The following is a 26605-nucleotide window of genomic DNA, read 5'->3' on the forward strand; positions in this document are numbered from 1 at the left end:
AAGGAAGATCGACTCCCGCAGGGAGAAGGACGCTCAACGCCCGACGGGAGAAGGCAGAGCATCAGCGCTTGCGCTGATGCATCGCCGCTTCGTCGTCCAGCCAGTTGCTGCCCTTGTTGGTCAGGAAGAACATGTACACCACCAACGACACCGCGATCACCGCCGTCGCATAGATCACGAACTCGCTGACGTGGCCGGTCTTCAACGAGGCCTGGTACAGCAACGGCGCGGTGCCGCCAAAGGCGGAGTTGGCCAGCGCATAGCCCAGGCCCACGCCCAGCGCGCGCACATGGGTGGGGAACAGTTCGGCCTTCACCACCGCATTGATCGAGGTGTAGCCGGTCAGGATCACAAAGCCCACGGTGAGGATCGCGAACGCGGTCAGCCAGTCGGTCTGCTTGGGCAGTTCCATCACCAGGAACCAGGTGTAGAGCGCCCCGCCGATACCGAAGAACACCAGCAGGCTCTTGCGCCCGACGATGTCCGACAGCCAGCCGCCCACCGGCTGCATCAGCATCAGCACCGTCAGCGCGACCAGGTTGATGATGGTGCCGGCCATCACGTCGCCACCGGCGAACGCGGTCTGGATCATCTTCGGCCCGGTGACCGAATAGGTGTAGAACGCGATGGTGCCGCCGGCGGTGATCAGGAAGCACAGCAGCAGCGGGCGCCACTGGTTGACGAACAGCTCGCGCATCGAGCCCGACGCCTTGGCCTTGCCGGTGCGCGAATCGGCGATGGATTCGGAGCTCAGCGACTCGTCCATGGTCTGGCGCAGCCAGAACACCACCAGCGCACCGATGCCGCCCAGGCCGAACGCCACGCGCCAGCCCCACTCGGACACCTGCGGCGCATCGAAGAAATGCAGCATCACCAGCAGCGTGGTCTGCGCCAGCACGTGGCCGCCGACCAGCGTGACGTAATGGAACGAGGACAGGAACCCGCGCCGGCCCGGAATGGCCGCCTCGGACATGTAGGTGGCACTGGTGCCGTACTCGCCGCCGGTGGCAAAGCCCTGCAGCAGGCGCGCCAGCAACAGGATGATCGGCGCGGCGATGCCGATCGTGGCCACCGTGGGCGTCACTGCGATGACGAACGAGCACAGCGCCATCATCGACACCGAGATGGTCAACGCCAGGCGGCGGCCGTAGCGGTCGGCGAAGCGGCCGAAGTACCACGCACCGATCGGGCGCATCAGGAAGGTCATCGCAAAGATCGCCCACACGAACATCGTGGCGTTCTTGTCTTCCTTGGAGAAGAACTGCGATTCGAAATAGGTGGCAAACACCGAGTAGACGTAGACGTCGTACCACTCGACCAGATTGCCGGCCGACCCCTTGAGCGTGTTGGACACCGAACGGCGAAGGCTACCGGGGGCTGCGCCAGAACCGGCGGCGATCGGAGACGTTGGGGGTGCGCTCATGCAGTCAGAACCTCGTGGGTGGGACACCCGGGAAGTATAGGTGCGTGCTTGTGTGACGCATGTAAGCATTTCGGCGCATATACAGGCGCCGCAACCGGCATCGGTGCGCGCGCTTCAGCCCGCTTTCGATGTCGGTGCAACCGGCGATTTGCTTTGAATCCCGGGGCGGTCGAAGCAGTATGCGTGCCGCTTGCCGGCCGCCAGCCTGGCGGTAGCGATGCGTTTGACCCGCGCCTGCACCATCTGGCAAGAGGTTGCCCGGAAGATTCAAGGGTGGCGTTGCCCTCTTTACATATGCATCACGTGCATGCACTACGTCCTGGCCATCCGCTCGCCACGGGGGGGGGGGGCGAAGCCGGCTGCGATGTCGTTTGCGATACCTTAAGCATGTGCCTGCAAGGCTTCCGGCCCGGTCCGGCCTGTTCACAAAGGAGTGCATCGTGGAAAAACAAAGGTTTCAACCTCGCGTGCTGTTGCTGGCGGCACTCTCGGTCGGCGGCATGAGCTGTGCCCAGGCGACAAATGATCAGCGTACTGACGCCAGCACACCGAAAGGTCTGTCGACGACCTATCTGGCTTGTCAAAAGCAGGCGCGCGGCGCGATAGAGCACGCCGCATGTGTCTCCCAAGAAGAGACGGTCCAGGACAGGCGGTTGAACAAGGTGTACAAGCAACTTCTGGCGTCGCTTCAGGCAGATGGCAGAACCAAGCTAGTCGATGCACAGCGTGCATGGCTCTTGTCCAGAACCAAAGATGGAAATCTGGAAGCTGTGATCTACGGTGACAGCCAACCGGAAAATATCGAGAGTGCTGAGGCTGCCATGTTACGGCTCTCCGCCCGCGCTGATCAGCTGGAAAAATATCTCGCACTGATCAATTGATTCCAGTTAAAAAATCTCGCCAAGAAAGGAACTCTTATGCCTAGCAACATTGATACTCACGATCTGGACACCGTGTCTGGAGCTGTCTACTTTTCCGTTGGACGTGGAACTGAAGGCGGCGCTGCGTCTTATCATCTGTCCATTGCAGGGGTTACCGTCGGCACATCCGAACCGCGGTGGGGCGAAGTTGGTCGGGTCGCACAGAATAGTGGCTATAGCTTGGGCACGATTCAGGTCGATTTCGGTCAACGCGGCACGTGGCCGTTAGGTTCGATCGAGAGCCGTACCCTGCAGCCAGGCGAGCAGACTTATGTGGACGGCGTCATCCAGCAGGCGGCGGCATACGCGCAAGCACACAATCTGCCTTTCGCCCAGAACCACGCCGATTTACGCCGCGACCTCCTGAGCCATGGCAATGGCCTGAACGGCCGATCCTCGCTCAGCTTTGTCGATACCGGGACGCGCGACAGCATGAATGCATGGGCCGGGTCCACAGAAGGCAAGCAGTGGATTCACAGCAACATCGATTACCCACAGGTCAGGAATGCAACCCAGACGGCGATGGGAATCCTGGATGCACACGGAGACAACATCGTAGAAGATCGCCGCTTCGAAGCAATCAGTCTCCTGGCGAAGACCGCCAATCAGATGCCCAGCCAGTTGCCGAAACTTGAGAAAGTCCTCAAGGACGGTGGCGATTACGATGCATTGTTGGCAAAAGCGGATCAGATTCGTGCAACCCATGGCTATTACGACGGACCCAAGGCTGCGAATATTGCCGAGAAATACGAAAATGCGTATTCCCAGAATCAAGCAGCCTTGGATCGCGCTCATTCCAAGGTCAACAGCAAAGATTTTGATCCTTCCTCTGAACGCAACGATCCCGATGTACAGAAGGCCTTGGAGCTTGTCCACGCGTCCCCGAGTCGGCAGGCTTCGCCGAGCCATGTCCTGAAGGAGGGATCGACTGGCCGGGAGGTCCGTAAGCTCGAATCCAATCTCAGCGCGCTCGGATATACAGCCTCCAATGACGATTCTTTCACGGTGGATCGGACATTTGATGCCTCGACCAAGCAAGCCGTAGAGGCATTTCAACAAGCCAATGGACTGACCCCTATCGATGGGAAAGCAGGCCCGGCGACACTCAAGGCCATCGATCAGCAAGCGCGTAGTCTGCAATCCAGCCTGATCGAGCTGGGCTTCACCGGAGCAGATACCAAGCCTTTAAACGTGGATGGCTATCTGGGTAATGGAACGCGCCAAGCCGTGAGCGCCTTTCAGCAAGTCAATGGGCTTCCAGTCACTGGCGTTGCAGACAGGGAAACGCAGCAAAGCCTGACGCAAAAAGTTGCACAGCAGATTCAGGCACACTCCCCCGCGCATGCCCCAGGTTCAGACCGAAGCGAAACTCCCAGCTCCGGGGTGGTGTCACCTGTCGATCCGGAACACACCAGCCAGCCCATCTCCAGGCCCGCAACCAGCATTCCCCTGCTGTCGGATCCCGGTCACAGTCATCATTCCTTCTTTCGTCATATGCTGGACAAGGTGCATGCCGCCGAAACGCAACGCGGCATTCCACCGGGGATCCATAGCGAGCGCCTTGCAGGCAGCTTGTCGGTAGAAGGGATCCGCAGTGGGCTGACGTCGGTGGACAGGGTCGAGCTGAGTCAAGATGGTTCCCTGGCACGTGCGGTGCAGATCAGCGCTACCCGTGACGAAACCTCGCTGAATCGCAGTACCCCGCCTGTGAATACTGCACAAGCAGTGAGTCAGACACTTCAGGAGAGTAGCGAACACGCGCAAGAGGCAGTGGCCATCGAACGTTCGCGAGCCGCGATGGAACAAGCGCAGCAGCAGAATCAGGCACGCGGCTCCGTCGGCATGATGGCCTGACAACGCCGCCTTTGCCCGCTGCACCTCCGCCCAAGGCGGAGGCAGCGTCTGATGGGATCTTTTCGGTGCGTCGTTCGTTTTTGGCGGGCTGGCGAAGTCGTTGCCTGCCATGATCATCTCATCCCTTCACGGCCCCCATGCCGCCCGGCTTGCCAGAATGCCGGCCGCTTGGGCCGTCGATGGCAGGGGAACAGGGGTTGGATGCATGACATGGATCATCGTGGCCACGGTCGTCACCACGCTGGTGGTGGGGCTGCTGCTGCTCAACTTCGCCACGCCCGAGAAAAAGCTCGAGCACATCCCCAGCCATTGCTACGACGTGTCCGACCCGCAGTTCAAGCGCGAGATGTCGGTGTTGCTGGGTCCGGCGATCCTGCCCGGCAACAAGATCCAGGTACTGCATAACGGCAGCGAGATCTTCCCGGCGATGCTGGCCGCCATCCGCAGCGCGCAGCGCACCATCACCTTCGAAACCTATATCTACTGGTCCGGCGAGATCGGCCGCGAGTTCAGCCAGGCGCTGTCCGAGCGCGCGCGCGCCGGGGTCAAGGTGCGCGTCACCATCGACTGGGGCGGCAGCCTGAAGATGGATGCGTCGCTGGTCGAGGACATGACCAAGGCCGGGGTGGAAGTGCATCGCTACCGCCCGCTGACCTGGTACAACCTGCACCGCGTCAATAACCGCACCCATCGCAAGCTGCTGGTGATCGACGGCCGCATCGGCTTCACCGGCGGCGTGGGCGTGGCCGACCAGTGGATGGGCGATGCGCAGGACCCGGAGCACTGGCGCGACTCGCATTACCGCATCGAAGGCCCGGTGGTGGCGCAGGTGCAGGCCGCCTTCAACGACAACTGGATCAAGAGCACCGGCCGCGTGCTCAACGGCGCCGAGTACTACCCGGAGCTGGCACCGGCCGGCGACAGCGACGCGCAGCTGTTCGTGGCCTCGCCGGCCGGCGGCAGCGAGAGCATGCACCTGATGTACCTGATCGCCATCGCCGCGGCGCGCAGCTCCATCGACCTGGCCGCGGCCTACTTCGTCCCCGATGCGCTGATCACCCGCTCGCTGCTGGAAGCGCGTGCGCGTGGCGTACGCATCCGCGTGCTGCTGCCGGGCAAGCATATCGATGCGGTCTCGGTGCGGCTGGCCTCCAAGGCCAGCTGGGAACCGCTGCTGCAGGCCGGCATCGCCATCCACGAATTCCTGCCCACCATGCTGCACACCAAGCTGCTGATCATCGACGGCCTGCTGGTCTCGGTGGGCTCGACCAACTTCGACATCCGCTCGTTCCGCCTCAACGACGAGGCCAGCCTGAATGTCTACGACCGTGACCTGGCCGCGCAGATGACCGAGGTGTTCGAGCGCGACCTGCAACGGGCCGAACCGTACACACTGGAACGCTGGCGCAAGCGGCCGCTGCGGCAGAAGCTGGGCGAGAAGCTGGTCCTTCCGTTCCGCTCGCAGGTGTGATGCAGCGCGGACGCCGCAAGCAGCGGCGGCGCCCGACGACCCTCACGACAGTGGCGGCGGCACCGCGATCGGCGCAGCCTGCAGCCGCAACTGGCGCAGCCGCCACCACAGCCCGCCCAGATGCACCAGTGAATACAGCACCAGCGCCGCGGCGATGCCCAGCGTCAGCGGACTGGCCTGCGATCCGGCCGCCGCCGCGCCCGCGCTGAAGGCGCCATCGGCCCAGCGCCAGGCCAGGCGCCCGAGCAGCACCAGCATCAAGCCACCGCCGATCCACGGATTGGGCGTATACCAGCCGCGTCCCTCCACCCATTCGGCATGCGTGTAGCGCAGCGATGCGGCGCCCAGCCCGATGCCGACCAGCGTTCCCGCGGCGATCCCCGGCCGGACCTGCGGCAGGCCATAGACCGCGTATGCCAGCGCCGCCGCGGCAACCACCAACACCACGGCACGCAGCGCCGTGCTTACCGGCTTCCAGCGCTGGCGGCCGAAGCTGCGGCGGATGCGCCGGTAGTAGAGGAAGGCGATGGCCGCCATCGACAGATACGGCGTCAGCGGTGCGATGGCAGCAGCGGGCATGGCGATTCCTTTGCGGGGTGAGGTGACCACCGCAGAATGAAACCGCCCCCGGTAGCGAACAAGATGCCAAGTGTCACTTTCTGCGCGCGCAGGCGGCCTGGCCGGGCCGCCGCTGCCACGTCCGGCCATCGCGACGGACCAGAGGCCCTCGCGCAGGACCGGTTTCCCTGCCACTGCCGGTAAACGCCTCAACCGCGCGCCAGCCATTGCCACACGCGAACCAGAGCCGCACGGGTAGACTTGCCGGCAGAGCTCCCCACCGCAGTGCCATGTCCGCCATCAAGCAAGAAGCCCATACGCTGATCGACACGCTGCCCGAGACGGCAGGATGGGACGACGTGGTTCGCGTCGTGGACACCGCCAGCTTCGAGGCCGCCGTGCTGGAGGGCATGGCCGCAGCGGATCGGGGCGCGGTTGTCGCACCGGCACAGGTGGCGGCACTGTTCGCCAGATGGGGCGTTGATGTTGCGGCGTGACTGGACTGTCCCGGCCGCCAGGCAACTCGCACACGCCCAGGATCACTACCACGCGCTCAGCCCGACCGCCGCCGCCGCGATGGCGCGGCGGGTGCTGGACGCCACCCGCACCCTGGCCGAGCAGCCCGGGCGCGGCCGCGCCGGCCGCGTCGCCGGCACCCGCGAATGGGTGGTCAGGCAAACGCCCTACGTGCTGGTCTACCGCGTGCGCGACGACGCGCTGCAGCTGCTGCACGTCCGCCTGGAAACGCAGGACTGGCTGCCGCGCACCGAGCCGCTGATCGAGCGCATCGAACCGTGGATCGCCGCGCTGATCAGCGCCCTGCTGCATGTGCTGATGCTGCTGATCCTGCTGTCGGCCTCCACGCCCACCATGACCCCGCCGCAGGGCTCGGCCAGCGGTGGCCGCACCAAGGTGGATTTCGTCGGCGACACCTCCACGCCCGACCAGCCGGTTCCGTCGCCGACGCCCACCCCGCCGTCGCCAACGCCCGCGCAGCCGCCACCGGCCGCCTCGCCGGTGCAGTCCACCCTGGTCAAGACCGCCAAGAACCCGATCCCGCCGGCAGGCAACACCCGCCGCGGCGGCCTGGTCGAGCAGCGCCAGACGCAACCGGTGCAGCGCCCCACCCCGCCGCAACCGCCGGCAGAACCCTCGTCGCCGCCGCAGCGCCGCCCCGAAACCTGGACCGGCCGCCCACCGGGCATGCTCGAAGAAGAAGCCGATGCCGCCGAAGACGGCATGTCCAACACGCCCACCATCAGCGAAGGCCGCCGCCGCGACCGCAGCAACGCCCAACCCAGCATGGATGTGGGCGGCTACCAGGTCTATTACGAAGTCCGCAGCGAAACCCAGCTGCGCAACTGGCGCGACCAGGGCATGAAGGAACTGGCCATCATCCTGCCCGGCACCCAGTACCGCATGGTCTGCCCGCTGGAAGTCGCGCTCAAGCGCGGCTCCAGCAAATGCCGCCTGCTGCCGCCGGACTCGCCGGAGCTGAAAGACATCGGTGATGCCCGCGAGGTCATCAACATGATGGAGGTCTACAAGCAGGGCGAGCCGGTGTGGCGCGGGCCGGGGCCGTATCGGTGAGTGGTGGGGCCAGGTTGGCCCCGGATGCCACTACGGCTGGTGCGGTGAGGACTGCTTCGATACCGGGTGTGGTGAAGTTGTCTAAGTGCTTGCACTTCTCTAAAGTGCAAGCAACCTGATTCCACCGGGAGGGCGACATGCCTTCTTTCACCGTCCGCAATATCCCCGATGAGGTGCATCGCGCGATCCGCGCGAGGGCCGCACTCCACGGCCGCAGCACCGAGGCGGAGATCCGCGCAATCCTTGAATCAGCGGCCAAACCGGCAGACCGGGTCAAACTCGGCTCCCTGCTGGTGGACATTGGCCGCGACGCTGGCCTGACCGCAAAACAGGCCGACGCGTTCGACACCTTACGCGACAAGACCGCAATCAAGCCGATCAGCCTGAAGTGATCCTGCTCGATACCAATGTCATCTCCGAGCTTTGGCGGCCTCAGCCCAACCCGAAGGTCGTTGCCTGGATCGATGCGCAGGCTGTCGAGACACTGTTCCTGTCGGTGGTAACGGTGGCCGAATTGCGTTTTGGCATTGCAGTGATGCCCGAGGGCCGCAAGCGATCCACGTTGCATGCACGGTTGGAAAGCGATGTATTGCCGCTGTTCAATGGGCGCCTGCTGGCGTTTGATCTGGACGCATCGCACGCATTCGCGACACTCGCATCGAAAGCCAGAGCCGCAGGACTCACACTCGGTCGCGCCGATGCCTACATCGCTGCAACGGCAGCCGCGCAAGGCCTGACCGTTGCCACCCGCGATACGGCACCGTTCGCGGCGATGGCGCTGGACGTCATTGACCCGTGGAGTTGATCAGGCGCGTGCGGTGACAAACCGCCGTTTCGCCCGCCCCCTCCAACGTGCTGCTTTGAAAACAGCAGCCGAACGCGCCGACGCTGTCTTCGGCGCGTTCGCCGATTAACCGGCGGTTGCAGACATCAGCGGCCCTGGTCTTTGCCCAGTTTGGTACCCAGTGCTCCTTTGAACGGCGCCGGATTGCTGGTCACCAGGCAGTTGTAGGGTTTGTCGCTGTTGAGAACCAGCACGGACGACTGCGGCCCCTTGAAATCCAGCCCGACCGAAAACAGCACATAGGTGTCGGGCAGCGCGCTCGGCCGAAACGCGCCGAAGGCATACTCCCCAGCCACGCCCAACGGCGCCAGCGGTATCGTCACCGTCAGCGGCTGTGTGGCCACAGGCGATGGCAGCGACGAGGACGCGGACATCATCTTGGATTGCACGTCGATGAAGTACTTGGTGGTGACCGCCGAGCCCAGGTACTTGGAAGCCGGTGCGGAAACCTGCTTGCGACAGGCCGCAATGTCTTCAGGCTTCTGATCCTGCTGGCCCGTCTGCAGCGTGGCAAAGACATGGGTCAGCGTGACCGTGTCCGTCTTGCTGACCGGTGCTGCAACAGCAGCGTCCATGCACAGCGCGGCCACGACGAGTGAAAGGCCACAGGCCGCAAGCGCACCGCGATAGCTGGTTTTACGTTTCATTTCGATCACTCCTTGGTCTGTGATGCAAGGTGCCGGCAGCGGCCGTTGCGCGGCTGTCGCTTGCGCCTTGAATGGAATTCGCAACGGCACCTGTGCATAACGCCAAGCGGCAGATGATCGATTGCGTACGATGACGCCCTGCGTGTGTGTGGGAAGCACCACACCTACGCCACCCAGCTGGCCACGCCGCTGGTGTGCTCATCGTTGAAGACCAACGCCTCGCAAACCCGGCAAATCGTCTCAACAACCTCGTTGCGTGATGCAGTGTGGAATTCGGGAGCAAACACCGTTTCTGTTTCTAGCATCAGACATCAGTCGAGACCGCACGCAACGCATTTACCACTAGGACCAAACATAATCTGCCGCAGCAAGCGCGCCTGACCGGAAACAAGTGAAATCTGGAACCAACATTAGATTGGCTGTTTGTCGGACATTTACCTGGTTGGAACTGACGCGGGCTTTCGTTTTAGTTACTTGGGGCTGGCGAGGCTGACCCAGCTTCACGCTATGGCTTGCGCTGCTCGTGATACCGGGTGGAGTCGGGGTCGGGTCCGGTTGAGGAGGTGATTCCTGGACAGGCAGATCGGATACGGTGACCAGACCTCGCGATGGCGGCGCACGGCCGGCCGGGAACTGGCTACAGTCTGCGCAGGGCCGTGTGTGCCCGCCTCGTCCACCTGCGTTCCAAAGGATCTGCATGTCCCTGCATCGTCTTGTTCCCCGCCTGGGTCTGGCCATTGGCCTGTTGTGCGCCTGCTGCGCGCACGCCGCCGCACCGGCAGCGGCCCATCGCCTGCTGCGTGTCACGCTGGACGGGGCCAGCGACCAGCCCGTGTCCGGGCGCCTGCTGGTGTTCGCCACGTTGGCCAAGGACGCCCAGGCCGCGGCCAAGGATGGAAAGGACGGCAAAGCCGGCAAGGTGGAAGAGGTGGACGTCAGCCCGTTCCGCCCGACGGCGGTGGCCGTGGCGGCGCAGGAGGTGACCGCGCTCGCCCCCGGCGCCAGCGTCGAGATCGACCTGGACAACATCGCCTTTCCCAGCGGGTTTTCCGCGCTGCCGGCCGGCGAGTACCTGTTCCAGGCCGTGCTGGATCCGGACCACAGCTACGGCTACAGCGGCCGCGATGGCGGCGACCTGTTGAGCGAGGTCACCGCGGTGACGCCGGGCAAGGGCAAGCCGTTGCCCACGCTGAAGCTCAGCAGGCAGGTGCCGGTGTCGGACGACCCGTGGCAGGTGTCGCCGCGGGCGCCGCAGGCGATCCGCGACGCCATCCCGGAGGCCAGGCTGCATAGCGCGGACGCCTCGCTGGTGAGCCCGGCGCTGAGCGCGTTCTGGGGCCGGCCGGTGTCGCTGCGCGCCCGCGTGCTCACCCCGCCGGGCTACGACGCCAAGGCCGCCGCCCGCTATCCCACCGTGTATGTCACCCACGGCTTCGGCGGCAACTACAACCGCCTTGCCGGCAGCATCGCCGCCGCCTGGAGCGCGATGGCGGCCAGGCAGATGCCGCCGATGATCTGGGTGTTCCTGGACCAGTCCACGCCCACCGGCACCCACGAGTTCGCCGACTCGGTCAACAACGGCCCCTGGGGCACCGCACTGACCGAAGAGCTGATCCCCGCGCTGGAACGCCAGTACAAGATGGACGGCAACGCCCGGGGCCGTTTCTTGAACGGACATTCGTCCGGCGGCTGGGCCACGCTGTGGCTGCAGACGCGCTACCCCAAGCTGTTCGGCGGCACCTGGTCCACCTCGCCCGACTCGAGCGACTTCCACGACTTCACCGGGCCGGACCTGTACGCGCCCAATGCCAACGTCTACCGCCGCCCGGACGGCAGCCAGTTCCCGTTGATCCGCGACCAGGGCAAGGTGGTGGCCGACCTGGAGACCTTCGCCAAGCTCGAACGCGTGCTCGGCCCGTACGGCGGCCAGCTCACCTCGTTCGAGTGGGTGTTTTCCCCGCGCGGGCCCGACGGCCGCCCGCTGCCGATGTTCGACCGCGACACCGGCAAGGTGGACCCGGCCGTGGTGGCCTACTGGCGCACGCACTACGACATCGCCGCGCGCGTGGCCGCGCAATGGCCCACGCTCAAGCCGGACCTGGACGGCAAGATCCACCTGATCGTCGGCACCGCCGACACGTTCTACCTGGATGGGGCGGCGCGCAAGTTCCAGGCGGTGCTGGACGGCCTGGGCGCCAAAAGCGACTTCCGCTACCTGGAAGGCCGCAGCCACTTCGACCTGTACAAGGAGGGCGAGGACAGCAACGCCTTGATGAAGAAGATTGCCTGGGAGATGTACGCCGTGGCGCGACCCAAGCAGTAAGCGTGCCCACGCACGGCCGGCGCTGTCGATCGACGGGCCGGCCACCGGCGCGCCAAGGCGCGCCGTGCAACGCTGTCGATCCTCAGGCCGAGCGCTTGGACAACTCCCACTCCAGCTGCTGCCTGAGCACCAGCAGCAGCACCTGCAGGCGGCCACCGCGCACCAGCGCGGCCGGCGTCTGCCCGTCCAGGGCGTTCATGGGCTTGCGGAACCAGCCGATCAGCGCCTCGTTGTTGCCGCCGTTCAAGGCCCAGGCGTGGCAGACGATCTCGCCCAGGTTCTCGATACCGGTGCTGCCCAGCAGCTTGAGGTGCTCCGGCGTGAAGGCGAACAGCGTCAGCACCAGCTCGGCATCGGCCGCCTTGCCGTAATCGGCCTCCATCTGCTGGCTGTGCGCGGTGCTGTAGATCAACGCTTGCGCGCGGAAGTCTTCGGCACGCCGCATGCCGGTGAGCAGTGATGCAATGAGGTCGGCGCGTTCCATGGGGCAGTCCAGCGGTGTGATAGCGCGCACGCTATCGACGTTGCCGCCGCCGCTCAATCAGGAGACTCCTGACAGGCGGTATGGGCGTCAGCGGCCGTTATAGTCCGCGCCGGCCGGCGTTGGCGGCGTCGGTGGCCTGGCGGCGGCGTTGGCAGCCGATTGCTGCTTGCGCGCGGCCGCCGCAGCGGCGTCACCCATTGGCCGTGCTTGACGTGCACATTGCTAGGATTCGGGCGCGTCACTGGCAGCAGCCCGCGCCTGCAGGGCTGCAGTACTGGAGTGTCATCTCATGAGGAGTTGTCAGATGCCCTGGAAACCCGCTTTCGCCATGCTTGCCCTGTCCGCCGCTGCGCTGCCGGCGCTGGCCCAGTCCGACCGCCAGGTGGTCGAGGACACGCTCACCCGCTCGGCCAACGTCTGCCCCGGCCACAGCACCGACCGCACCGGCCCCACCGTCAAGGCCGTGCCCGTGGGCGCGCTGCGGGTGATGCTGGAACGCGGCCTGGTCATGTGCCCCGACCGCCGCCTGGACGCCGCCGCGCCGGCGGTGTTCTACGGCCGCCTGGGCGTGTTCGCCTGGAACCCGGAAGTGCCCGCCAGCTCGGCAGTGATCGTCAAGCAGATCGACACCATGACCCGCAACGAGGACTACCCCGCCGAGACGCTGGTGTGGGACGCCAAGGGCACCGCGCTCAAGCAGCAGACCGTGCCGATGTTCGAGTCCCGGCCGGGTGCGGCGGTGCTGTACAAGGTGCGCTAAGTCCAAGGCTCACAGAAGCACTCAGTCCCCTGGCTGCAACGGCTGCGTCCTCTCATTCCATCTTGCAGCCGCGGCTCGCCTACAAGGATGCCCGCCGGCTGCCGTACCTGACATCGCGCCAGGTGCGGCGGCCGGCGGTCTGCAGGAAAACCGGCCGTGGGCACGGACCGTATTGTCGGCGCATGCGGCACGCCGTTCTGTCCACTGCCTATACTCGATTTCGGCACGCAGCATAGGAGGATGCATGAGACACCCACTGGCCCTGGCGGGCCTCGCATGCATCGCATTGGGCCTCGCCGTTTCCGGCTGCAGCGCAACACAAACAGGCGCCAACACCATGACCAACGAACAAGGATGCGTCCGGCAACGCGGCGGTCCGCAAGACCCCGGCACCAGCCCGCCACCGGTCATGGAGGCGTGCCTGGGTCCGTACAAGCTGCATATTCCAGCCAACTATTTCGACGACCAGATGGGCCCGAACTTCGATGGTAGCTTCGGGCTATATCTGGAATACCCGGATTTAAATGCGTTTGCTCCTGGCGAACGTGCCCACCTGAAGCTGGACGTGGCCACCCGCACCGTCAATATCGGCTATCGCTATCTCGACCGCGTTGATTCCGATGTGTTTCTTCGGCGGCAGTACACGCCGGACGGCGCGGCGCAGGACACCCCGGAAGCCGATATCAACACGCGCATCAAAGGAGCTGAAAAAGACGGGCTCACGCCTTACTACGCCAACATCGCTGCGTACCGCGAGCACTACCTGGCGCAAGGGCTGAAACCATCCAATTCCATCATGGACGCAAGCTACTACAAGGATTGGTATGTCAGCCGCGACGCACAAGGAAACATCGATACCATCATCAAGTGCACGTCCCGCGAGGTCGAACAGTCGGGCGTGGAGGTCCGCGAGGGCAAGCTAGTGCGCAGCAAGGAGCGGGAACTTCCCCGCTGCGAGCACATCTTTGTCATTCCGGAACTGAAGGTCGCAGTAGAGATCGACTATGTGCGCGTTGCGTTGAAGGACTGGAAGAAGATCCAGGACCGCGCACGGAGCGCACTGAAAGACTTCATGCCGGCCCCCAGCGGCACCTGAGCGCCTGCCAGCGACGAGGTGATGCATGACAGGACTGACGCAAGACGCTCCTCGGATCGCATGGACGGTGACTCGGCAGCAAGATACACCCACCCACGTGCGCGCCTGCCGTGCGTTTGATGCTGGGCGCTGGAGTCGGTACTCGCAGCATTCCGACATCCTGCGTCGCCACGTCAACCGGTTGTGTCTACCCCGCCGTCATGCAGCCGCTGCGTGTCGATCTCATCGACGATGGCGCGCACCGCGCGGGCAGCGTTGAAGATGTTCTCGCCCAGAACCGACAGACTGGTGGCGTCCAGCGACTTGCCGCTGCACACCGCCACCATGTCGCTCTGCGCGGTGATCGTGCGCAGCAGCGTGTGGAACTGGTCGATCTGCTGCAGGGTGACGCCGAAGGTGAAGGGCTCTGCGTTCGGTTGCAGCTTGGCCGCTGGCCGCACGCGCTGCCGCGTATTGGTCGTAAGAGCTTTCGAAGTGGTCATGGCGTCCATCCTCGACGTGAGCGGACGGGATGTCCGCAAAGCCAGCGTAACGCGCTCTTTCGGATATCTGAAAACCAGATATTTCGCCTGGATTTCTAGCGAAGCAGACGCTCGCGTCTCAAGCTGGCTTCATGGGTTCGACTGTCGCGGTGAAGCACCGGGGTTCACCGGTAATCGGATCATCGAACGCCAGCGTGTGCGCGAACAACTGCAGCGGCCGTTCCGGATCATCGGGCCGCTGATCTTCCAGCTCTGGATAGAAGCGGTCATGCAGGATCGGTGCGCCCAGCGCGGCCATATGCACGCGCAACTGGTGCTTGCGCCCGGTGACCGGCTCCAGCCGGTACGTCCACGTGTCCGCACCGCGCGCGACCACATCGATCACCGTCTCGCTGTTCGGCTCGCCCACGCCCTCGCGCATGCGGAAGAACGGCTCGCCCGGCTCCAGCCGGCTGCGATGCACATGCGGAAACGTCAGCCCCGGCAGCGGCGGTGCCACTGCCAGGTAGTGCTTGCGGATGCGTCGCTCACGAAACAGCGCCTGGTAGGTCCCGCGTGTTGCAGGATTCGCCGAAAACAGCACTAGCCCCGCAGTGTCGCGATCGATGCGATGCAACGGCACCAGTGCGGGATTATCGACGCGTCGCACCAACCGCGTCAGCAGCGTCTCGCGCACATACGCACCAGCTGGCAGCACGGGCAGGAAATGCGGCTTGCACGCCACCACCAGATGTGCATCCGCATGCACCACCGTCTCGGCAAATGGAATGACCGGCTCGTCCACTACCTCGCGGAAGTACAGAATCTCGGCACCTAAGCTATACGGCGCAGAGACATCAAGCGCGCTGCCTTCGGCATCCAGCACACGCCCACGCGCGAAGCGGTCCTGCCAGATGGCGGCATCCACACCCGGAAAGCACGCGCATAACGCCTCCAACACCGTGGACCAGGGGCCGGACGGGAGCTGGAACTGGCTGGCGGGAAGGCCATCAAGCATCGGGCGTGCTGGAAGCATGACCACAACAAGGCGCACTCACACGGGGAGGGATGGAATCGTACCCTGCCCACGTTTGCCGTTCTCTCCTGATTTCTGCAAAAGGTGAACAGACAAGCCCCAACCGCAACGAGTGACTGTCAGGCGATACGCATAACGCCACGTTGGGCAATGCCGCAGCTCCATACCAAGTAGATGGGGATGCGCTGTTGCTTCAGACACCAACCGGTCTTGGGCGTGCGAAAGACATTTCGGTTATTCAGTAGTGACTTCGGTTCTTCAGTAGTGACTTTTGCCAACAGCCTACCTGCGATTTTTTGTACCGTAAGCGAATTGAAAACTGCTGTTTGCAGTAAAGTCGCTGTGCCCTACGCCCGACTCGCCGATAGCGAAGATCAAGGAAGCGTTCAATGACAGCCCAAAGACAATTCAACAAGAAGATCATGCGTTGCATGTCACTTACCGTGGTCGCGCTGAGTGCAGCATGCTCGAATGCTTCGCCACCGGCTGGTGCGACGGTCGGTAACTTTGCAAACAAGTGGGCGTACGCCACAGCCTGCGGTTCTGGCCACTTTCTGAGCGTTGACCTCAATCAGCAGAAGAGCCATGTCACGGGAGAGTGGAGCGAAGGGACCAATGCTCGTGGAGGTGGCGGAAAATTGGAAGGGGATGTGCGTAGCGGAAAGCTCTACGTTCGCTACTGCAGCGATGATGGCGAGGCAGGCTATGAGGCATGTCCCAACTTTTCGGGGGAAGAAGATTACTTCGTTCTTGAAAAGGGGGCCTTGGTTCGCTATCAGAAATTCGGCGATACATATAAGCGAGATGTCGCCTTGCACCCTGATATCAAGGGCAAGCAGATTCCATCCGAAACCTGTGCAGGCACGGAGAGCGACTCATGAGCAGGCTGACAGATCAGGAGTTGCGGGCCACGCTGTACTTTGCTGTCGGCGTGTCATCCGAAAGCGGCTATGCCGCTTATCAATTGGAGGTCGCTGGCGACAATCTCAGAACACCGTTGCTAGAGCCGGCCGACAACAGTGGCTACACGATCGGCACCATCCAAACTGACTTGGGACAGCACTATCAGCCGAACATGCCCAACGGGGAGAACGTTCCAAGGGACCTCGTGAATGCCTATCAACAATGGGCGCATGGACAGCAGCAAGATCTTGTTCTCAGCCAACAGCAGGTTGATCAGACAATCGCCGATCTTGGCCGTAACGGCGGCGCTATCCGCGTCGATGCCGGTCGGCCGCTCGATGCTGAAGTGAAATCCAAGCTGGACACATTCCTTTCTTCTAACGAGGGCATCAGCTGGGTACATCAACGCGATGTGGCGCAAATCGACAAGTTGATGGATCGCGCTATCGCGCCCTTGCAGCGGAGTGAGCTCTACCAGAATGCGTCTCTGGACGATCAAGTAAAGTTGGCGACGATGGTTGGGAAAACCTACAACCAGAACGAAACACGCACCGCGCCGATGATCCGCAACATTGAGGCAAATCAGTACCATTCGCTCGCGGATGTGAGTGCCGCCATTGATGATTTGAATCCGAGGGCGACTGGACGTGGCGACTATCTGGAAGCTGGGCGAGACAAAGCGCTGGAGGGCGCCGATGTGGTAACTGCATTGCGCAATGCGGATTCGCGTAGCCCGCTTGCAACAGCATGGACCAATGTGGTCGCCAACCCGCTTGTGGATCCGACAACACTCAATGCGCCGCAGGCAGGCCAAAACTTGGCGCACGAATACCATGCGGTGAAAAACCTGTTTCTGCACTACAGCCGTGCAGAGGAATTCGTGGGCGCGCTGGATCGTGGCGCTACCTATCAAAATGCTTCAACGGACCGGGCAGACCCAACGCGATTCAATGGTGCCGGCTTTTATGCTGCCGGTAACGACTTGGTGACCTGGGACAAGACAGGTCAGGGTCACGCATTCTTGAATGATGCTTGGAGCGGTGTTGAGCGGCAGAATCTTGCGCGAGTGCGCAACGATGACGGAACCACAGATCTGAACATCAACGAAAATGGTCAGGCGCGTAGATTGCTGCATGTCGATCCACATGCAAATCCATTGCGCGGATCGGAAGAACCAGCGCAGCCAACGCTGCATGATCAACCGCCCGTGGTGCCTAGGCATGGTTCTTTATTTCCATCACAAAACCCGCTGCATCGCCAAGCCGAAGATGCTGTTCGCCGCCTTGAGCAAGGCCTCGGCCGTGAGTACGACGACAACAGCGCACGGCTGGCAGCAAGTAGCGCGTACTTAGCTAAAGATAATGGGCTGACAAGAATCGATCATGTCGTGCTGAGCGAGAACTCTAAGTCTGTGCGACAAGGCGAGAACCTGTTCGTTGTAGAGGGGGCGTTGAACGATCCCTCACACAAGATGGCGCACATGAAGACGAACGACGCCATCGCACAGCCGGTTGAACAATCTCTGGCGCAATTGCAGTCCTTAGGTGATACGCAGCGGCAGCAACAGTCCCAGCAACAAGAGCAGCAGCGCGAACAATCGATCACTCCGCCGCCTCGTATGGTATGAGAAGGCACGAAATAACTTTGGCCCTGAGGTTTCGCGATGGCATTGACACTCCCACGCACTCAGGCGCGTTGATAGACGCGTAAGCGGCCTCAAGCTTTGGAGCAAGAATTGGGCTTCTCACGTTCGAGCGCGTGAGGCTGATGTCTGGTGGGACATTGCTCGCAACGGCGCAGATGCTCTGCTGACAAAACCTGTTGCAGCGGCTATGGTCGAAGCTGGAACGGGGGTTCATGCATGGGACGCAGAAAGAAGCAGAGCGGGTTTGAAGCGTTGGCCGCGATGCCGTGGCCGGCTGGTTTGGTCGCAGGAGTCGTTGCGTATCTTGCGGTGCGCTACGGCATCGGCTGGTGGTTTTCTCAACACGGCGGGATGCTTTCGCAGGGCATTGCCCAGCAATCGAGCGGGATGCTCGCGCCATTGGCGTGGATGCTACTCGGCGTCTGCTGGCTTGCTGCGCTGTTCTCCTATCTGGGCACACGCAGCCGGCAGCGCTTTCTGGAAACACGCACAAGCCTGGAGAGCCTGGCCGCTGGCGGCTGGCGCCAGTTCGAACAATTGGTTGGTGAAGCATTTCGCCGCCAGGGCTACAGCGTCGAAGAAACAGGCCTGGGCGGCGCAGACGGCGGCATCGACCTGATCCTGCGCAAGGACGGCCGCCGCACGCTGGTGCAATGCAAGCAATGGAAGCGCCAGCAAGTTGGCGTCAGCGTAGTGCGTGAAATGTTCGGCCTGCTCGCTCATCACCAGGCCCACGCGGTAAAGATCGCGTGCATCGGCACGTACACGAAAGATGCAGAGCGCTTCGCCGACGGTAAGCCGATTGAATTGATTAGCGGCGAACAGCTGGTGAGGATGATTCGGGAAGTGCAACCAGCAGTTGCAGCGCAGCCGATGTCGGCGCGGGTCGAGCCTGTCTTTGCTTCCACTGCATCTGCTCCGTCTCAATCGAACTGCTCGCGTTGTGATAGTGCGCTTGTGGAGAGGAGGAATCGGAGTACTGGCGAACAGTTTCTTGGATGTAGTCAATTTCCGAAGTGCACAGGAGTTCATAAGTTGACATGACCCAGTTATTGAACTTGCATTTAACATTTATCCGAATATTACCTAAGCTCAATTACTTCAATAAATGGAGTCTGTGTGGCTCGCAATAGGATTATATTTCATTACGACGGCCCAATTGCTACCGATCACAAGGTTACACTCCGAACCTTGGGGAGTACTTTAAATCACCTACAGTCCGCGATTGATCGTGCAACAATTGAGCTTAGGCATGGTCAAGTAAGAAAGCATGCACGTCTAAGGACTGATGACTACCCCTTCGCAGACTTCATTGTGGGTGAGCCTCAGGATGGCGGGTACATCCTAAACCTAATAAATTCGGGTCCGCTGAGAATCGTTGATCGGATCACGGCTGCAATGGATCGAGCTTTCAGAGAGGCCTCTAGCGAGTCGCTAAACTTCACTGAAAGTTTGGCAAGCCAAGCGGAGCGTCGCGAGATCGCGGTGCATGCAGGTGCCCAGCGGCCGATTGCTCTTTCGAATTCTGAAGTTGTCAATCAGAATCCAGAAGCAAGGCAACTTCGCTACGCTGACCGTGCGATCAATCGAGAAATTGATCAGGTTTTAGCCCAGCTTAGAGTTGATAGATACGAAGGTTCAACACTGGAGCTAATTTTGGCTGGGACAAATACGTCACCTGCATATCTTTTTGACCGCGAGAAGGCGCAGCGTTTCCATCATGTAGTAGCGGAGAGAACATTGGGCGATCCGTTGCTTCTGGAAGTGCGGCTTCGCGCGCTCGATGGCGGTTCGAAATCGCGCTATCCAGTGGGAAAGGCAATTCACGTTGAGAGCGGCCTAACTTTCGGCCTCCACTTTAGATCGTCAGATAGTTTTAATTCAGTGGTCGGATATATGCGATCAGGTGACGCGCCGATCGTTTCAATCATCGCTTGTCCAATTATAGAATACGGGACCTTTGACTCCCAGGCCGGGGATATGTTTTTTATAGGCCTGGCGAAATGAGTGCGTTGGACAATCTCTCGAGCAAGTATCTCGACGAGGTTTCCTCTTTGATCCCGATGTCGTCAGTTGGGGCCTTTTTGTTTGGAATTGCATTTTTTAGTGCCACTGATGAGAGTGACGGATCGCGATGGCTTGATCTTCTTGCAATGAAGTATGAGAGAGTTTGGTTTTTGCGCGATTTATTGCTTGCTCAGGATATTTGGCGGATCGTTCTTATTATTTTTCTCTCTCTGATCGGTGCGGTGCTATCACGGGCAATTGCTATTCGTGCCCTGTCCAGGGGCATGCACACCAATTCTTTGGAGATAATTCGGGTATTCGATAAGGCAAGAGATGTTAGTGAAAAAAGAGGTAGCGAAGCTAGCTTCGAGGTGGAGGCTACCAAATCGTGGCGTGCAAGACGTATGCGTGGAGTATGGAATATCTTTAAGATGTCCTCTTTTCTTTTTTCTATCGGACTTATATCCATTGCGTCTTTCAAAATTATTGATGTTGGCATTGGAATTTCTATCGTGGTCTTGGCTTCTTTTCTCTCTGTAAGGTTTTCGATCAGGTACCTAAATGCTTGCCTGCCAGAGAGAATCTTTCTGGACTCTGCAGTTGGCCTACTTGCACCGAAAGTGGTCGAAGAACTACGTCAGTCAGTTGAGACGAATAAATAAGATATACATAGTCAAGCGGGGTTCGGTTGTGTAGTTCTCGCACGATTCCACGCAACCGGAAGCAAAAGTGGGTAACGGGGTCAGGTCGACTTTTTAAACCTCGTCAGCGCTCACTTTCGAACGCGTGGTCGAGTACACCTTGACCTCCCATACATCTCCAACCCGCCATCCTCGCCGCAGCCTCAACTGGAGAACACACGATGATGAAGTGGATAGGCACCGCGCTGGCCGCGGCACTGCTGGTGAGCGGTTGCGCCAAGGTGGAGGGCGAGAAGTTCGTCGGCCACTGGGTCAATGTGCAGACACAGGAAGAGACGATGGACATCGAGCGCAATGGCGAGACCTTCATGGTCCGCAGCACCACGCCGAAGTTCTTCAGCCGCAAGCCCAAGACCGAGAGCTACCCGGCGGTCTACAAGGACGGCGCGCTGCAGGTCACCAACGATGGCGAGACGGTGAACTTCGCCATCGACGCGGCCAACGGCCACCTCAACACCGGTGGCGAGCAGTACCAGCGCGTGCCGGCCAAGTAAGCCCGCCGCTGTCGCCAACGCCCGCGTGCCGACCTTCACCGTCGCACGCGGGCGTTGGCGTTTGTGACCCAGCCGGCCACGCCGAAGGGCTACTGGTGCACGCTGCGTCGCGCAGACGCCGGGCCGGACACACCGCCCGTCGCCCGGCCTTGCGCTGCCGCTGCCCTTCCACCCCGCGCAAGCCGTACAGTGCGCAGGCACGCCAGGGTCATGGCGCTGCCCCACCGATCAATCCAGCAACTACGAGGGTGTCATGAGCAAGGGGATGGACCAGAAGAAGAGCCAGAAGAAAGAGCCGACCAAGACGCTGAAGGAAAAGCGCGCGGCCAAGCAGGAAAAGAAGGGCAAGTAAGCCGCCCGGCCTGCAAGACGGCAGACGAGGTCGGGCGCAGGCCTGGCCTCGCGTTTTTTAGGCGTGGCGCGTGGCGCTGAGCGTTGGCTTGCGAACCCGGCCTGTCGGATTCTCTCAATCGCTACTGACATGGCCTGCGTAGCGCCCCAACGCGCTGTTGACCGAACAACGGGCCGGCCAGACCGGTTGTGCTAATGTGGGTTTGTGCGGATTTCGGAGCGCGTCATGAGCCGTTTGACCATCGACCTAAGCGATCAGCAGCACCAGAGCCTGAAGGCGCTGGCGGCTTTGCAAGGCAAGACCATCAAGCAATACGCCCTTGAACGCCTGTTCCCTGGCGATATAAACGCTGATCAGGCATGGCATGAGTTGAAAAGCCTGCTTGGGGGACGTGTCGAGGAAGGCCTTGCCGGCAACGTGTCTACCAAGAGCATCAGCACCATCCTGGATGAAGAATTGGCCGAGGGCCGTCGTGGCTGATGCACGGCTACGTCCTCACCGACGCAGCCGAAGCCGATCTGCGCGGGATCATCCGCTACACCTCGGCACGCTGGGGCCAGCCGCAGGCTCGCCGATACATCGCAGACCTATCGAGGCGTGATCTCGATGATGTTGGATGTAGCAGTCTTCAGCGACGTCATATCGGCTGAGGTGGTTTTACTCTTTGATTCCTGCTGCTCCCGATAACGTATAAATGGGTGTACTCCGACCGAGTAATTGCGCCCAGGCATGATCTGGTAACTCAATGACAGATTGATCGTCCTGACGATTGACTGCCCCGGCTTCAAGACAAGAGATGGCGTGGAACCTCGGACGTTATGCACATAGATGCCGCGATAGTCGACAGGGCTGCCGTCCTCTTGCATGACCTTGAACAGATTGGTCTGCAACACCCCGCCTTTGTCTACGTCTGGAACATACGAGGCAGGTAGCTCGATGGGCTGGTCACCTGCGTTGGCCATCGTGACTGAGACGGATGCTCCAGCTGTCGCTGTATGCGCTGCCTGTCTGTTTTGGAGTCTGATCTCCAGCCTCCCAGCCGCAGTCGCGCTGGAGCAGGCTGACAGCGCGAGAATCCCAAGAACCCATATCGCCTTCATCATTCACCTCTTACGCGCAAGCGCTTCTTTGTCGTCAGTTCTCATGCCATCTCTCCGGCTTGGGGTACGAGCCCTGGACGGGCGGAACCACCGTGGCGGGCGACTACTGGGCAGACGCTAGTCGCGATTCATCCTCGGAGCGATCTTTTCAATCCAACGTGCACTATCGCGCGCGGTTGGGGACCTGACGCTTTGGCGCTTCCCACATCACCGTCTAGCGCAAGTCCTCGTCGGCACCGTCCACCCGGTCTCCTGCATCAAGCTGCTGCAACAAGCGATCGAAATCGCTCACGAACAGCTGGTCCTGCACGATGCGGTACTTTTCGAACTCGCTTTCCGCATGCGCTTTGGCGATCTCGGCGGTGACGCGCCCTGCGTCCTGCAACACCTGCCGGTCGGTTGCTTCGATGAAACGATTCAGACGTGTTTCCCAATCCTGCATGGTCATCGGAATCTGCCGCAGTGCCATGTCCTCGGCCAGGTCCAGATAGGCCGATACGAGGCGTTGCAACTGCGCCATCTCGCCGGTGGTCAGGTAGTTCTTGGCAACCGCCACGTCGAACTTCTGGATCTTCCCGCGCGGTGCATCGGCCCAGGTGGTCAGGCCCATGTGCTGCTTGCCGGCATCGGCTCGGTGGTAGACGACTTCTGCTGAGGTTTGCCCGTGGATGGCCCAGTGCAGCTTGTTCTGCACTGTGGCGAAGAACCGCTGGGTTGCCTGCGCGGTGGCATCGTAGTCCAGGGCGGTGGCGTAGATGTCGGTGATCTTCTGGTAGAACTTGCGCTCGGAGAGACGGATCTCGCGGATGCGCTGCAACTGCTCTTCGAAGTAGCGCTTGCCGAGCACCGTGCCGTCATTCTTCAGGCGCTCATCGTCCATCGCGAAGCCCTTGATCGTGAAGGACTCGATGATGGTGGTGGCCCACTTGCGGAACTGCACCGCGCGCTCGGAATTGACCTTGTAGCCCACGGCAATGATGGCCGCGAGGTTGTAGTGCTTGGTGTCGTAGCTCTTGCCGTCGGCGGCAGTTATTCGAAAATTTCGAATAACTGCATCTGGCTGTAACTCGTTGTCAGCGAACACCTTTTTCAGGTGGTAGTTGATGGTGTGGGTTTCGACATCGTAGAGCTGGGCCAGCATCTTCTGCGTCAGCCAGACGTTTTCGTCGGCATACGCCGCCTGCACGCCGCCCTCGCCTGCGGCGGCCACGAAGGTCAGGTATTCGGCCGCCGACGAGCGGACGAGCGAAATTTCATGCTTTTTCGCCATTGATGCCTCCCATGCTGGCGATACCGCACAACCAGTTTTTCTTCGTCCATGATGCTATCCGGGCATGCCCGGTGATGGTGATAGGCGAAAGTGCCGTTCTGCCGTAAGTGATGTTGCCATTGCGCCGGCTCGCGTCCATCAGAACAACGACCCCTGCACAGGCAACGCAGTGGATGGTTCTGTTGCTTGCTTGGCGGGTGCCGCCTGCTGCTGCGCACCCAACCGCCACGCCAGGCCCGAGATGCGCGCGGCGTGCCGGGCGAGCGCGCTGCGGATGACCGCTTCGCTGCCGGCCAGGTGCAGGGCGCGGCGGGCGCGGGTGATGCCGGTGTAGAGCAGTTCGCGGCTGAGCACGCGGGCGTCGCGGGTGGGCAGTTGCAGCCAGACGGTGTCGAATTCGCTGCCCTGGGCCTTGTGCACGGTCATGGCGAAGGCGCTTTCGTGCGCGGGCAGTGCGGCGGGGTGGAAGCCACGCACCTGGCCGTCGCCGTCGCCTTCGAACCAGGCGACCAAGGGGCCTTGAGCACGGCTGTCGGTGCCTGGGTCACGGCGGTTGGCGGTGCCGCCGGGCTGGCCTGGCGCTGACGAGGGACCTTCGTCGCTGCGCCCCGGGGAGGGACTCGCGTCGCTTCGCAGGCAGATGCCGACGTCGCCGTTGAACAGGCCGTGGCGGTAGCTGTTTTCGGTGATCAGCAGCAGACGGCCCTGGAACCAGGGCGAGGCGCTGCCGAGACGGCGGGCGCCGGAGCCGGTTTCGGCCAGCAGTTGTTCGATACGGGCGTTGAGGCCGCGTGCGCCCTGCGGGCCGGCGCGCACGGCGGTGAGCAGGCGCAGGCGCGCGGCATCGCGCAGGGCAGCGGCCGGGTCGTGCGCGTCGGCCAGCGCGCGCCAGTGCGCGAGCAGTGCGTCGCGGCCCAGGGTGAGCGGGTCTTCGCCGTCTTCGTGGAAGTGCACGCCGGCCAGCTCGCCGCTGCGCAGCAGCGCCAAGGCGGTGTCGGCATCGCCGGCGCGCACGGCGTCGGCCAACGGGGCCAGTGCGAAGTCGTGCGCCTGACGGTAGCCGCGCAGCAGGTGCACGCGGTGGCCGGCCAGGCCGCCGCTGTGGGTGGCGGCGGGCGTGGTATCGCCGGGCGCGTTGCCGAGCAGCGGTTGCAGCGCCTGTGCATCCTGCGGCTGCAGGGTGTCGCCGGGGCCGGCGGCCTGCAGGATGGCGGCGAGCACGTCGCCGGCTTCCACCGAGGGCAGCTGGTCGGCATCGCCGAGCAGGATCAGCTGGGTGCCGTCGGCCACGGCTTCCACCAGCTTGCACATCAGCGGCAGGTCGACCATGGAGGCTTCGTCGACCACGATCAGGTCGAAAGGCAGCGGATTGTCCGCGTTATGGCGGAAGTTCGGGGAATCGGGAATGACACCGAGCAGGCGGTGGAGAGTGCTGGCGCCGGTGGGGAGGAGGGAGTTCCAGGTGGACGGCTGGCCCTCACCCGCCCTTCGGGCACCCTCTCCCGCTTGCGGGAGAGGGGAAACAGCGGGGTTTGCTGGCTCTGGCGCTTGAAGAAGAGGGGAAGCGACGGGGTGCGGTGGCTCTGTCACTTGATGGGGAGGGGAGGCGACGGGGTGCGGCGACGGCTTCGCTTGCCCGGGCGCGGCTGCAGCGGGGGTGGGTGCGAGCTGGATGCCGTCGGCGATGGCGCGGGCAACGGCCAGGCGCAGGCTCTCGGCCATGCGCTCGGCGGCGCGGCCGGTGGGCGCGGCCAGGGCGATGCGCGGTGCCGGGGTGTTGGAGGCGTGTGCCTGGGCGATGCGCAGCAGCAGCAGGCGGGCGATGGTGGTGGTCTTGCCGGTGCCGGGGCCGCCGGTGACCAGCAGCAGGGTGCGGCGCAGCGCCAGGGCGGCGGCCTGGGCCTGGCGGTCCTGGTGGTGGGATGGGGCCGGCGGGTGCGTGCCGTCTTGGTAGACGGATGGCGCGGGCGGGGCCGTACCCTCTTGGTGGACAGATAGCCCGGGCAGGCCCGTACCCTCACCCGCCCTTCGGGCACCCTCTCCCGGGGGGAGAGGGGTTGGGTCCACGGGGTGAGTGGCTGGGGTCGGGTTTGGGAATAGCTGTGCGAATAGCGGGGCCAGCGTGGCGGCGTCGAAGGGCGGCGGCGACTGGGCGGCGATGCGTTGCAGGCCCAGCGCCAGGCGGCGTTCGTACTCGCGGTAGCGGCGCAGGTAGAGCAGGCCGTGTTCCAGGACCAACGGGCAGTCGGCGGCGGCGGGGTCTTCCGGAGCCGGCTGGTCGACCCAGCGCGAGGCGGCCAGGGTGCGCTGCCAGTCGGCGGGGTCCGGCAGTGCGGGCGATGGGCCCTCGCGCGCGTCCAGCAGCATGGCGGCGCGGGCGGGGTCCAGCCCTGCGTGGCCGCTGGTGACGGCCAGCGAGGCGAGCGCAGCGCCGGCCAGGACCTGGGGGTCGGTGTCCGGGGCCAGGCGTTGCAGGCTTTGCGCGAGCGCCAGATCCAGCGGGCGTAGCGTGTCGGCCTTGATCAGGGCGCTGAAGAGGTTTGGCTGGTTCATGGGGTGGACGCCTGCAGGGCGGAGGCGCCGCGGGCGAGTTGTCGATCGGCACATTTCTGACCCTGCACGACACCCTCACCCCGGTCTCCGCTGCGCATCCCGGCACGCGCGCC

27 protein-coding genes are annotated in these 26605 nt (G+C 62.6%); 18 read left to right on the forward strand and 9 right to left on the reverse strand.

Annotated elements, in window-relative coordinates:
- Window positions 1-61: 61 nt before the first annotated feature.
- Window positions 62-1423 (reverse strand): MFS transporter, encoded by a 1362-nt coding sequence (locus tag H7A86_RS20130; RefSeq protein WP_119132627.1) that lies wholly within the window; start codon window positions 1421-1423, stop codon window positions 62-64.
- Window positions 1424-1863: 440 nt separating this feature from the next.
- Between H7A86_RS20130 and H7A86_RS20135 the strand changes: the two genes are divergently transcribed.
- The 3 genes from H7A86_RS20135 to H7A86_RS20145 all read left to right on the forward strand — a co-directional run bounded on the left by H7A86_RS20135 (window position 1864) and on the right by H7A86_RS20145 (window position 5668).
- A complete protein-coding gene (locus tag H7A86_RS20135; protein WP_119132669.1) occupies window positions 1864-2304 on the forward strand; it encodes a lysozyme inhibitor LprI family protein in 441 nt (146 codons plus the stop codon).
- A gap of 36 nt (window positions 2305-2340) precedes the next feature.
- On the forward strand, window positions 2341-4197 hold the full coding sequence (locus tag H7A86_RS20140) for a peptidoglycan-binding domain-containing protein (RefSeq protein WP_119132628.1): 1857 nt from the start codon (window positions 2341-2343) through the stop codon (window positions 4195-4197).
- Between the two features lie 205 nt (window positions 4198-4402).
- The gene (locus tag H7A86_RS20145; RefSeq protein WP_164739643.1) at window positions 4403-5668 is read left to right on the forward strand and encodes a phospholipase D-like domain-containing protein; all 1266 of its coding nucleotides are present in this window, start codon (window positions 4403-4405) and stop codon (window positions 5666-5668) included.
- 42 nt (window positions 5669-5710) lie between these two features.
- Here the strand turns inward: H7A86_RS20145 and H7A86_RS20150 are convergent, their stop codons facing one another.
- Window positions 5711-6247 (reverse strand): CcdC protein domain-containing protein, encoded by a 537-nt coding sequence (locus tag H7A86_RS20150; RefSeq protein WP_119132629.1) that lies wholly within the window; start codon window positions 6245-6247, stop codon window positions 5711-5713.
- A 269-nt stretch (window positions 6248-6516) separates the two neighbouring features.
- Here H7A86_RS20150 and H7A86_RS20155 point away from each other — a divergent pair, with 269 nt between their 5' ends.
- The 4 genes from H7A86_RS20155 (at window position 6517) to H7A86_RS20170 (ending at window position 8621) form a co-directional block, all read left to right on the forward strand.
- Window positions 6517-6723: a hypothetical protein gene (locus H7A86_RS20155; protein ID WP_104586339.1), complete on the forward strand. Its 207-nt coding sequence runs from the start codon at window positions 6517-6519 to the stop codon at window positions 6721-6723.
- A complete protein-coding gene (locus tag H7A86_RS20160) occupies window positions 6710-7816 on the forward strand; it encodes a type II toxin-antitoxin system RelE/ParE family toxin (protein ID WP_119132630.1) in 1107 nt (368 codons plus the stop codon). The genes H7A86_RS20155 and H7A86_RS20160 overlap by 14 nt, the downstream gene beginning before the upstream one ends.
- Before the next feature lie 137 nt (window positions 7817-7953).
- A complete protein-coding gene (locus tag H7A86_RS20165) occupies window positions 7954-8208 on the forward strand; it encodes a FitA-like ribbon-helix-helix domain-containing protein (protein ID WP_102582218.1) in 255 nt (84 codons plus the stop codon).
- A complete protein-coding gene (locus H7A86_RS20170) occupies window positions 8205-8621 on the forward strand; it encodes a type II toxin-antitoxin system VapC family toxin (protein WP_102582219.1) in 417 nt (138 codons plus the stop codon). The genes H7A86_RS20165 and H7A86_RS20170 overlap by 4 nt, the downstream gene beginning before the upstream one ends.
- A 125-nt stretch (window positions 8622-8746) precedes the next feature.
- On the opposite strand, the gene H7A86_RS20175 is transcribed toward H7A86_RS20170, so the two are convergent.
- Window positions 8747-9307: a hypothetical protein gene (locus tag H7A86_RS20175; RefSeq protein WP_119132631.1), complete on the reverse strand. Its 561-nt coding sequence runs from the start codon at window positions 9305-9307 to the stop codon at window positions 8747-8749.
- 697 nt (window positions 9308-10004) lie between these two features.
- Between H7A86_RS20175 and H7A86_RS20180 the strand changes: the two genes are divergently transcribed.
- Window positions 10005-11630: an alpha/beta hydrolase gene (locus H7A86_RS20180; protein ID WP_119132632.1), complete on the forward strand. Its 1626-nt coding sequence runs from the start codon at window positions 10005-10007 to the stop codon at window positions 11628-11630.
- 82 nt (window positions 11631-11712) lie between these two features.
- Here the strand turns inward: H7A86_RS20180 and H7A86_RS20185 are convergent, their stop codons facing one another.
- Window positions 11713-12114: an antitoxin Xre/MbcA/ParS toxin-binding domain-containing protein gene (locus tag H7A86_RS20185; RefSeq protein ID WP_126968946.1), complete on the reverse strand. Its 402-nt coding sequence runs from the start codon at window positions 12112-12114 to the stop codon at window positions 11713-11715.
- A 304-nt stretch (window positions 12115-12418) separates the two neighbouring features.
- On the opposite strand from H7A86_RS20185, the gene H7A86_RS20190 reads away from it, so the two are divergent.
- The gene (locus tag H7A86_RS20190; protein ID WP_180707969.1) at window positions 12419-12874 is read left to right on the forward strand and encodes a hypothetical protein; all 456 of its coding nucleotides are present in this window, start codon (window positions 12419-12421) and stop codon (window positions 12872-12874) included.
- 337 nt (window positions 12875-13211) lie between these two features.
- Window positions 13212-13970 carry a hypothetical protein gene (locus H7A86_RS20195; RefSeq protein WP_119132634.1) on the forward strand — a complete coding sequence of 253 codons (759 nt, stop codon included), beginning with the start codon at window positions 13212-13214 and terminating at the stop codon, window positions 13968-13970.
- A gap of 173 nt (window positions 13971-14143) precedes the next feature.
- Here the strand turns inward: H7A86_RS20195 and H7A86_RS20200 are convergent, their stop codons facing one another.
- Both H7A86_RS20200 and H7A86_RS20205 read right to left on the reverse strand, forming a co-directional pair.
- Entirely contained in the window at window positions 14144-14452 is a 309-nt protein-coding gene (locus H7A86_RS20200) for a hypothetical protein (protein WP_180707970.1), read from the reverse strand.
- 118 nt (window positions 14453-14570) lie between these two features.
- Entirely contained in the window at window positions 14571-15449 is an 879-nt protein-coding gene (locus H7A86_RS20205) for an RluA family pseudouridine synthase (protein ID WP_425509761.1), read from the reverse strand.
- Window positions 15450-15856: 407 nt separating this feature from the next.
- Between H7A86_RS20205 and H7A86_RS20210 the strand changes: the two genes are divergently transcribed.
- The 8 genes from H7A86_RS20210 to H7A86_RS20245 all read left to right on the forward strand — a co-directional run bounded on the left by H7A86_RS20210 (window position 15857) and on the right by H7A86_RS20245 (window position 22219).
- Entirely contained in the window at window positions 15857-16348 is a 492-nt protein-coding gene (locus tag H7A86_RS20210; RefSeq protein WP_104586316.1) for a hypothetical protein, read from the forward strand.
- Window positions 16345-17997, forward strand: coding sequence for an XVIPCD domain-containing protein (locus H7A86_RS21120; protein ID WP_232099139.1), 1653 nt, complete (start codon window positions 16345-16347; stop codon window positions 17995-17997). The genes H7A86_RS20210 and H7A86_RS21120 overlap by 4 nt, the downstream gene beginning before the upstream one ends.
- Before the next feature lie 234 nt (window positions 17998-18231).
- Window positions 18232-19059 carry a restriction endonuclease gene (locus tag H7A86_RS20220; protein WP_119132636.1) on the forward strand — a complete coding sequence of 276 codons (828 nt, stop codon included), beginning with the start codon at window positions 18232-18234 and terminating at the stop codon, window positions 19057-19059.
- 354 nt (window positions 19060-19413) lie between these two features.
- Complete coding sequence (locus tag H7A86_RS20225) at window positions 19414-20022, forward strand: hypothetical protein (RefSeq protein WP_146098341.1); 609 nt, start codon at window positions 19414-19416, stop codon at window positions 20020-20022.
- Window positions 20019-20684 carry a hypothetical protein gene (locus tag H7A86_RS20230; RefSeq protein ID WP_146098340.1) on the forward strand — a complete coding sequence of 222 codons (666 nt, stop codon included), beginning with the start codon at window positions 20019-20021 and terminating at the stop codon, window positions 20682-20684. The genes H7A86_RS20225 and H7A86_RS20230 overlap by 4 nt, the downstream gene beginning before the upstream one ends.
- 200 nt (window positions 20685-20884) lie before the next feature.
- Window positions 20885-21217, forward strand: a complete 333-nt coding sequence (locus H7A86_RS20235) for a hypothetical protein (RefSeq protein WP_119132637.1) — start codon at window positions 20885-20887, stop codon at window positions 21215-21217.
- A 577-nt stretch (window positions 21218-21794) separates the two neighbouring features.
- Entirely contained in the window at window positions 21795-22049 is a 255-nt protein-coding gene (locus tag H7A86_RS20240) for an antitoxin (RefSeq protein ID WP_104586310.1), read from the forward strand.
- Window positions 22049-22219 (forward strand): type II toxin-antitoxin system RelE/ParE family toxin, encoded by a 171-nt coding sequence (locus tag H7A86_RS20245; RefSeq protein WP_180707971.1) that lies wholly within the window; start codon window positions 22049-22051, stop codon window positions 22217-22219. Before H7A86_RS20240 ends, H7A86_RS20245 begins: the two co-directional genes overlap by 1 nt.
- Here H7A86_RS20245 and H7A86_RS20250 read toward each other — a convergent pair.
- The 3 genes from H7A86_RS20250 to recD form a co-directional block, all read right to left on the reverse strand.
- Window positions 22157-22531, reverse strand: coding sequence for a hypothetical protein (locus H7A86_RS20250; RefSeq protein WP_232099354.1), 375 nt, complete (start codon window positions 22529-22531; stop codon window positions 22157-22159). The genes H7A86_RS20245 and H7A86_RS20250 overlap by 63 nt on opposite strands.
- Window positions 22532-22883: 352 nt before the next feature.
- The gene (locus H7A86_RS20255; RefSeq protein ID WP_119132638.1) at window positions 22884-23939 is read right to left on the reverse strand and encodes a virulence RhuM family protein; all 1056 of its coding nucleotides are present in this window, start codon (window positions 23937-23939) and stop codon (window positions 22884-22886) included.
- Window positions 23940-24077: 138 nt separating this feature from the next.
- A complete protein-coding gene (gene recD, locus H7A86_RS20260; protein WP_119132639.1) occupies window positions 24078-26492 on the reverse strand; it encodes an exodeoxyribonuclease V subunit alpha in 2415 nt (804 codons plus the stop codon).
- Window positions 26493-26605: the final 113 nt, after the last annotated feature.

Origin of the sequence: Xanthomonas euroxanthea (assembly GCF_903989455.1) — a bacterium.
GTDB classification, from domain to species: Bacteria; Pseudomonadota; Gammaproteobacteria; order Xanthomonadales; family Xanthomonadaceae; genus Xanthomonas; species Xanthomonas euroxanthea.

What these genes read in the sequence shown, in the direction of transcription:
- H7A86_RS20130 (WP_119132627.1), bottom strand. Translation starts at nt 1,423, where the DNA reads ATGAGCGCACCCCCAACGTCTCCGATCGCCGCCGGTTCTGGCGCAGCC.
- H7A86_RS20140 (WP_119132628.1), top strand. Translation starts at nt 2,341, where the DNA reads ATGCCTAGCAACATTGATACTCACGATCTGGACACCGTGTCTGGAGCT.
- H7A86_RS20145 (WP_164739643.1), top strand. Translation starts at nt 4,403, where the DNA reads ATGACATGGATCATCGTGGCCACGGTCGTCACCACGCTGGTGGTGGGG.
- H7A86_RS20150 (WP_119132629.1), bottom strand. Translation starts at nt 6,247, where the DNA reads ATGCCCGCTGCTGCCATCGCACCGCTGACGCCGTATCTGTCGATGGCG.
- H7A86_RS20155 (WP_104586339.1), top strand. Translation starts at nt 6,517, where the DNA reads ATGTCCGCCATCAAGCAAGAAGCCCATACGCTGATCGACACGCTGCCC.
- H7A86_RS20160 (WP_119132630.1), top strand. Translation starts at nt 6,710, where the DNA reads ATGTTGCGGCGTGACTGGACTGTCCCGGCCGCCAGGCAACTCGCACAC.
- H7A86_RS20165 (WP_102582218.1), top strand. Translation starts at nt 7,954, where the DNA reads ATGCCTTCTTTCACCGTCCGCAATATCCCCGATGAGGTGCATCGCGCG.
- H7A86_RS20175 (WP_119132631.1), bottom strand. Translation starts at nt 9,307, where the DNA reads ATGAAACGTAAAACCAGCTATCGCGGTGCGCTTGCGGCCTGTGGCCTT.
- H7A86_RS20180 (WP_119132632.1), top strand. Translation starts at nt 10,005, where the DNA reads ATGTCCCTGCATCGTCTTGTTCCCCGCCTGGGTCTGGCCATTGGCCTG.
- H7A86_RS20185 (WP_126968946.1), bottom strand. Translation starts at nt 12,114, where the DNA reads ATGGAACGCGCCGACCTCATTGCATCACTGCTCACCGGCATGCGGCGT.
- H7A86_RS20190 (WP_180707969.1), top strand. Translation starts at nt 12,419, where the DNA reads ATGCCCTGGAAACCCGCTTTCGCCATGCTTGCCCTGTCCGCCGCTGCG.
- H7A86_RS20195 (WP_119132634.1), top strand. Translation starts at nt 13,212, where the DNA reads ATGACCAACGAACAAGGATGCGTCCGGCAACGCGGCGGTCCGCAAGAC.
- H7A86_RS20200 (WP_180707970.1), bottom strand. Translation starts at nt 14,452, where the DNA reads ATGACCACTTCGAAAGCTCTTACGACCAATACGCGGCAGCGCGTGCGG.
- H7A86_RS20205 (WP_425509761.1), bottom strand. Translation starts at nt 15,449, where the DNA reads ATGCTTGATGGCCTTCCCGCCAGCCAGTTCCAGCTCCCGTCCGGCCCC.
- H7A86_RS20210 (WP_104586316.1), top strand. Translation starts at nt 15,857, where the DNA reads ATGACAGCCCAAAGACAATTCAACAAGAAGATCATGCGTTGCATGTCA.
- H7A86_RS21120 (WP_232099139.1), top strand. Translation starts at nt 16,345, where the DNA reads ATGAGCAGGCTGACAGATCAGGAGTTGCGGGCCACGCTGTACTTTGCT.
- H7A86_RS20220 (WP_119132636.1), top strand. Translation starts at nt 18,232, where the DNA reads ATGGGACGCAGAAAGAAGCAGAGCGGGTTTGAAGCGTTGGCCGCGATG.
- H7A86_RS20225 (WP_146098341.1), top strand. Translation starts at nt 19,414, where the DNA reads ATGGATCGAGCTTTCAGAGAGGCCTCTAGCGAGTCGCTAAACTTCACT.
- H7A86_RS20230 (WP_146098340.1), top strand. Translation starts at nt 20,019, where the DNA reads ATGAGTGCGTTGGACAATCTCTCGAGCAAGTATCTCGACGAGGTTTCC.
- H7A86_RS20235 (WP_119132637.1), top strand. Translation starts at nt 20,885, where the DNA reads ATGATGAAGTGGATAGGCACCGCGCTGGCCGCGGCACTGCTGGTGAGC.
- H7A86_RS20240 (WP_104586310.1), top strand. Translation starts at nt 21,795, where the DNA reads ATGAGCCGTTTGACCATCGACCTAAGCGATCAGCAGCACCAGAGCCTG.
- H7A86_RS20245 (WP_180707971.1), top strand. Translation starts at nt 22,049, where the DNA reads ATGCACGGCTACGTCCTCACCGACGCAGCCGAAGCCGATCTGCGCGGG.
- H7A86_RS20250 (WP_232099354.1), bottom strand. Translation starts at nt 22,531, where the DNA reads ATGGCCAACGCAGGTGACCAGCCCATCGAGCTACCTGCCTCGTATGTT.
- H7A86_RS20255 (WP_119132638.1), bottom strand. Translation starts at nt 23,939, where the DNA reads ATGGCGAAAAAGCATGAAATTTCGCTCGTCCGCTCGTCGGCGGCCGAA.
- recD (WP_119132639.1), bottom strand. Translation starts at nt 26,492, where the DNA reads ATGAACCAGCCAAACCTCTTCAGCGCCCTGATCAAGGCCGACACGCTA.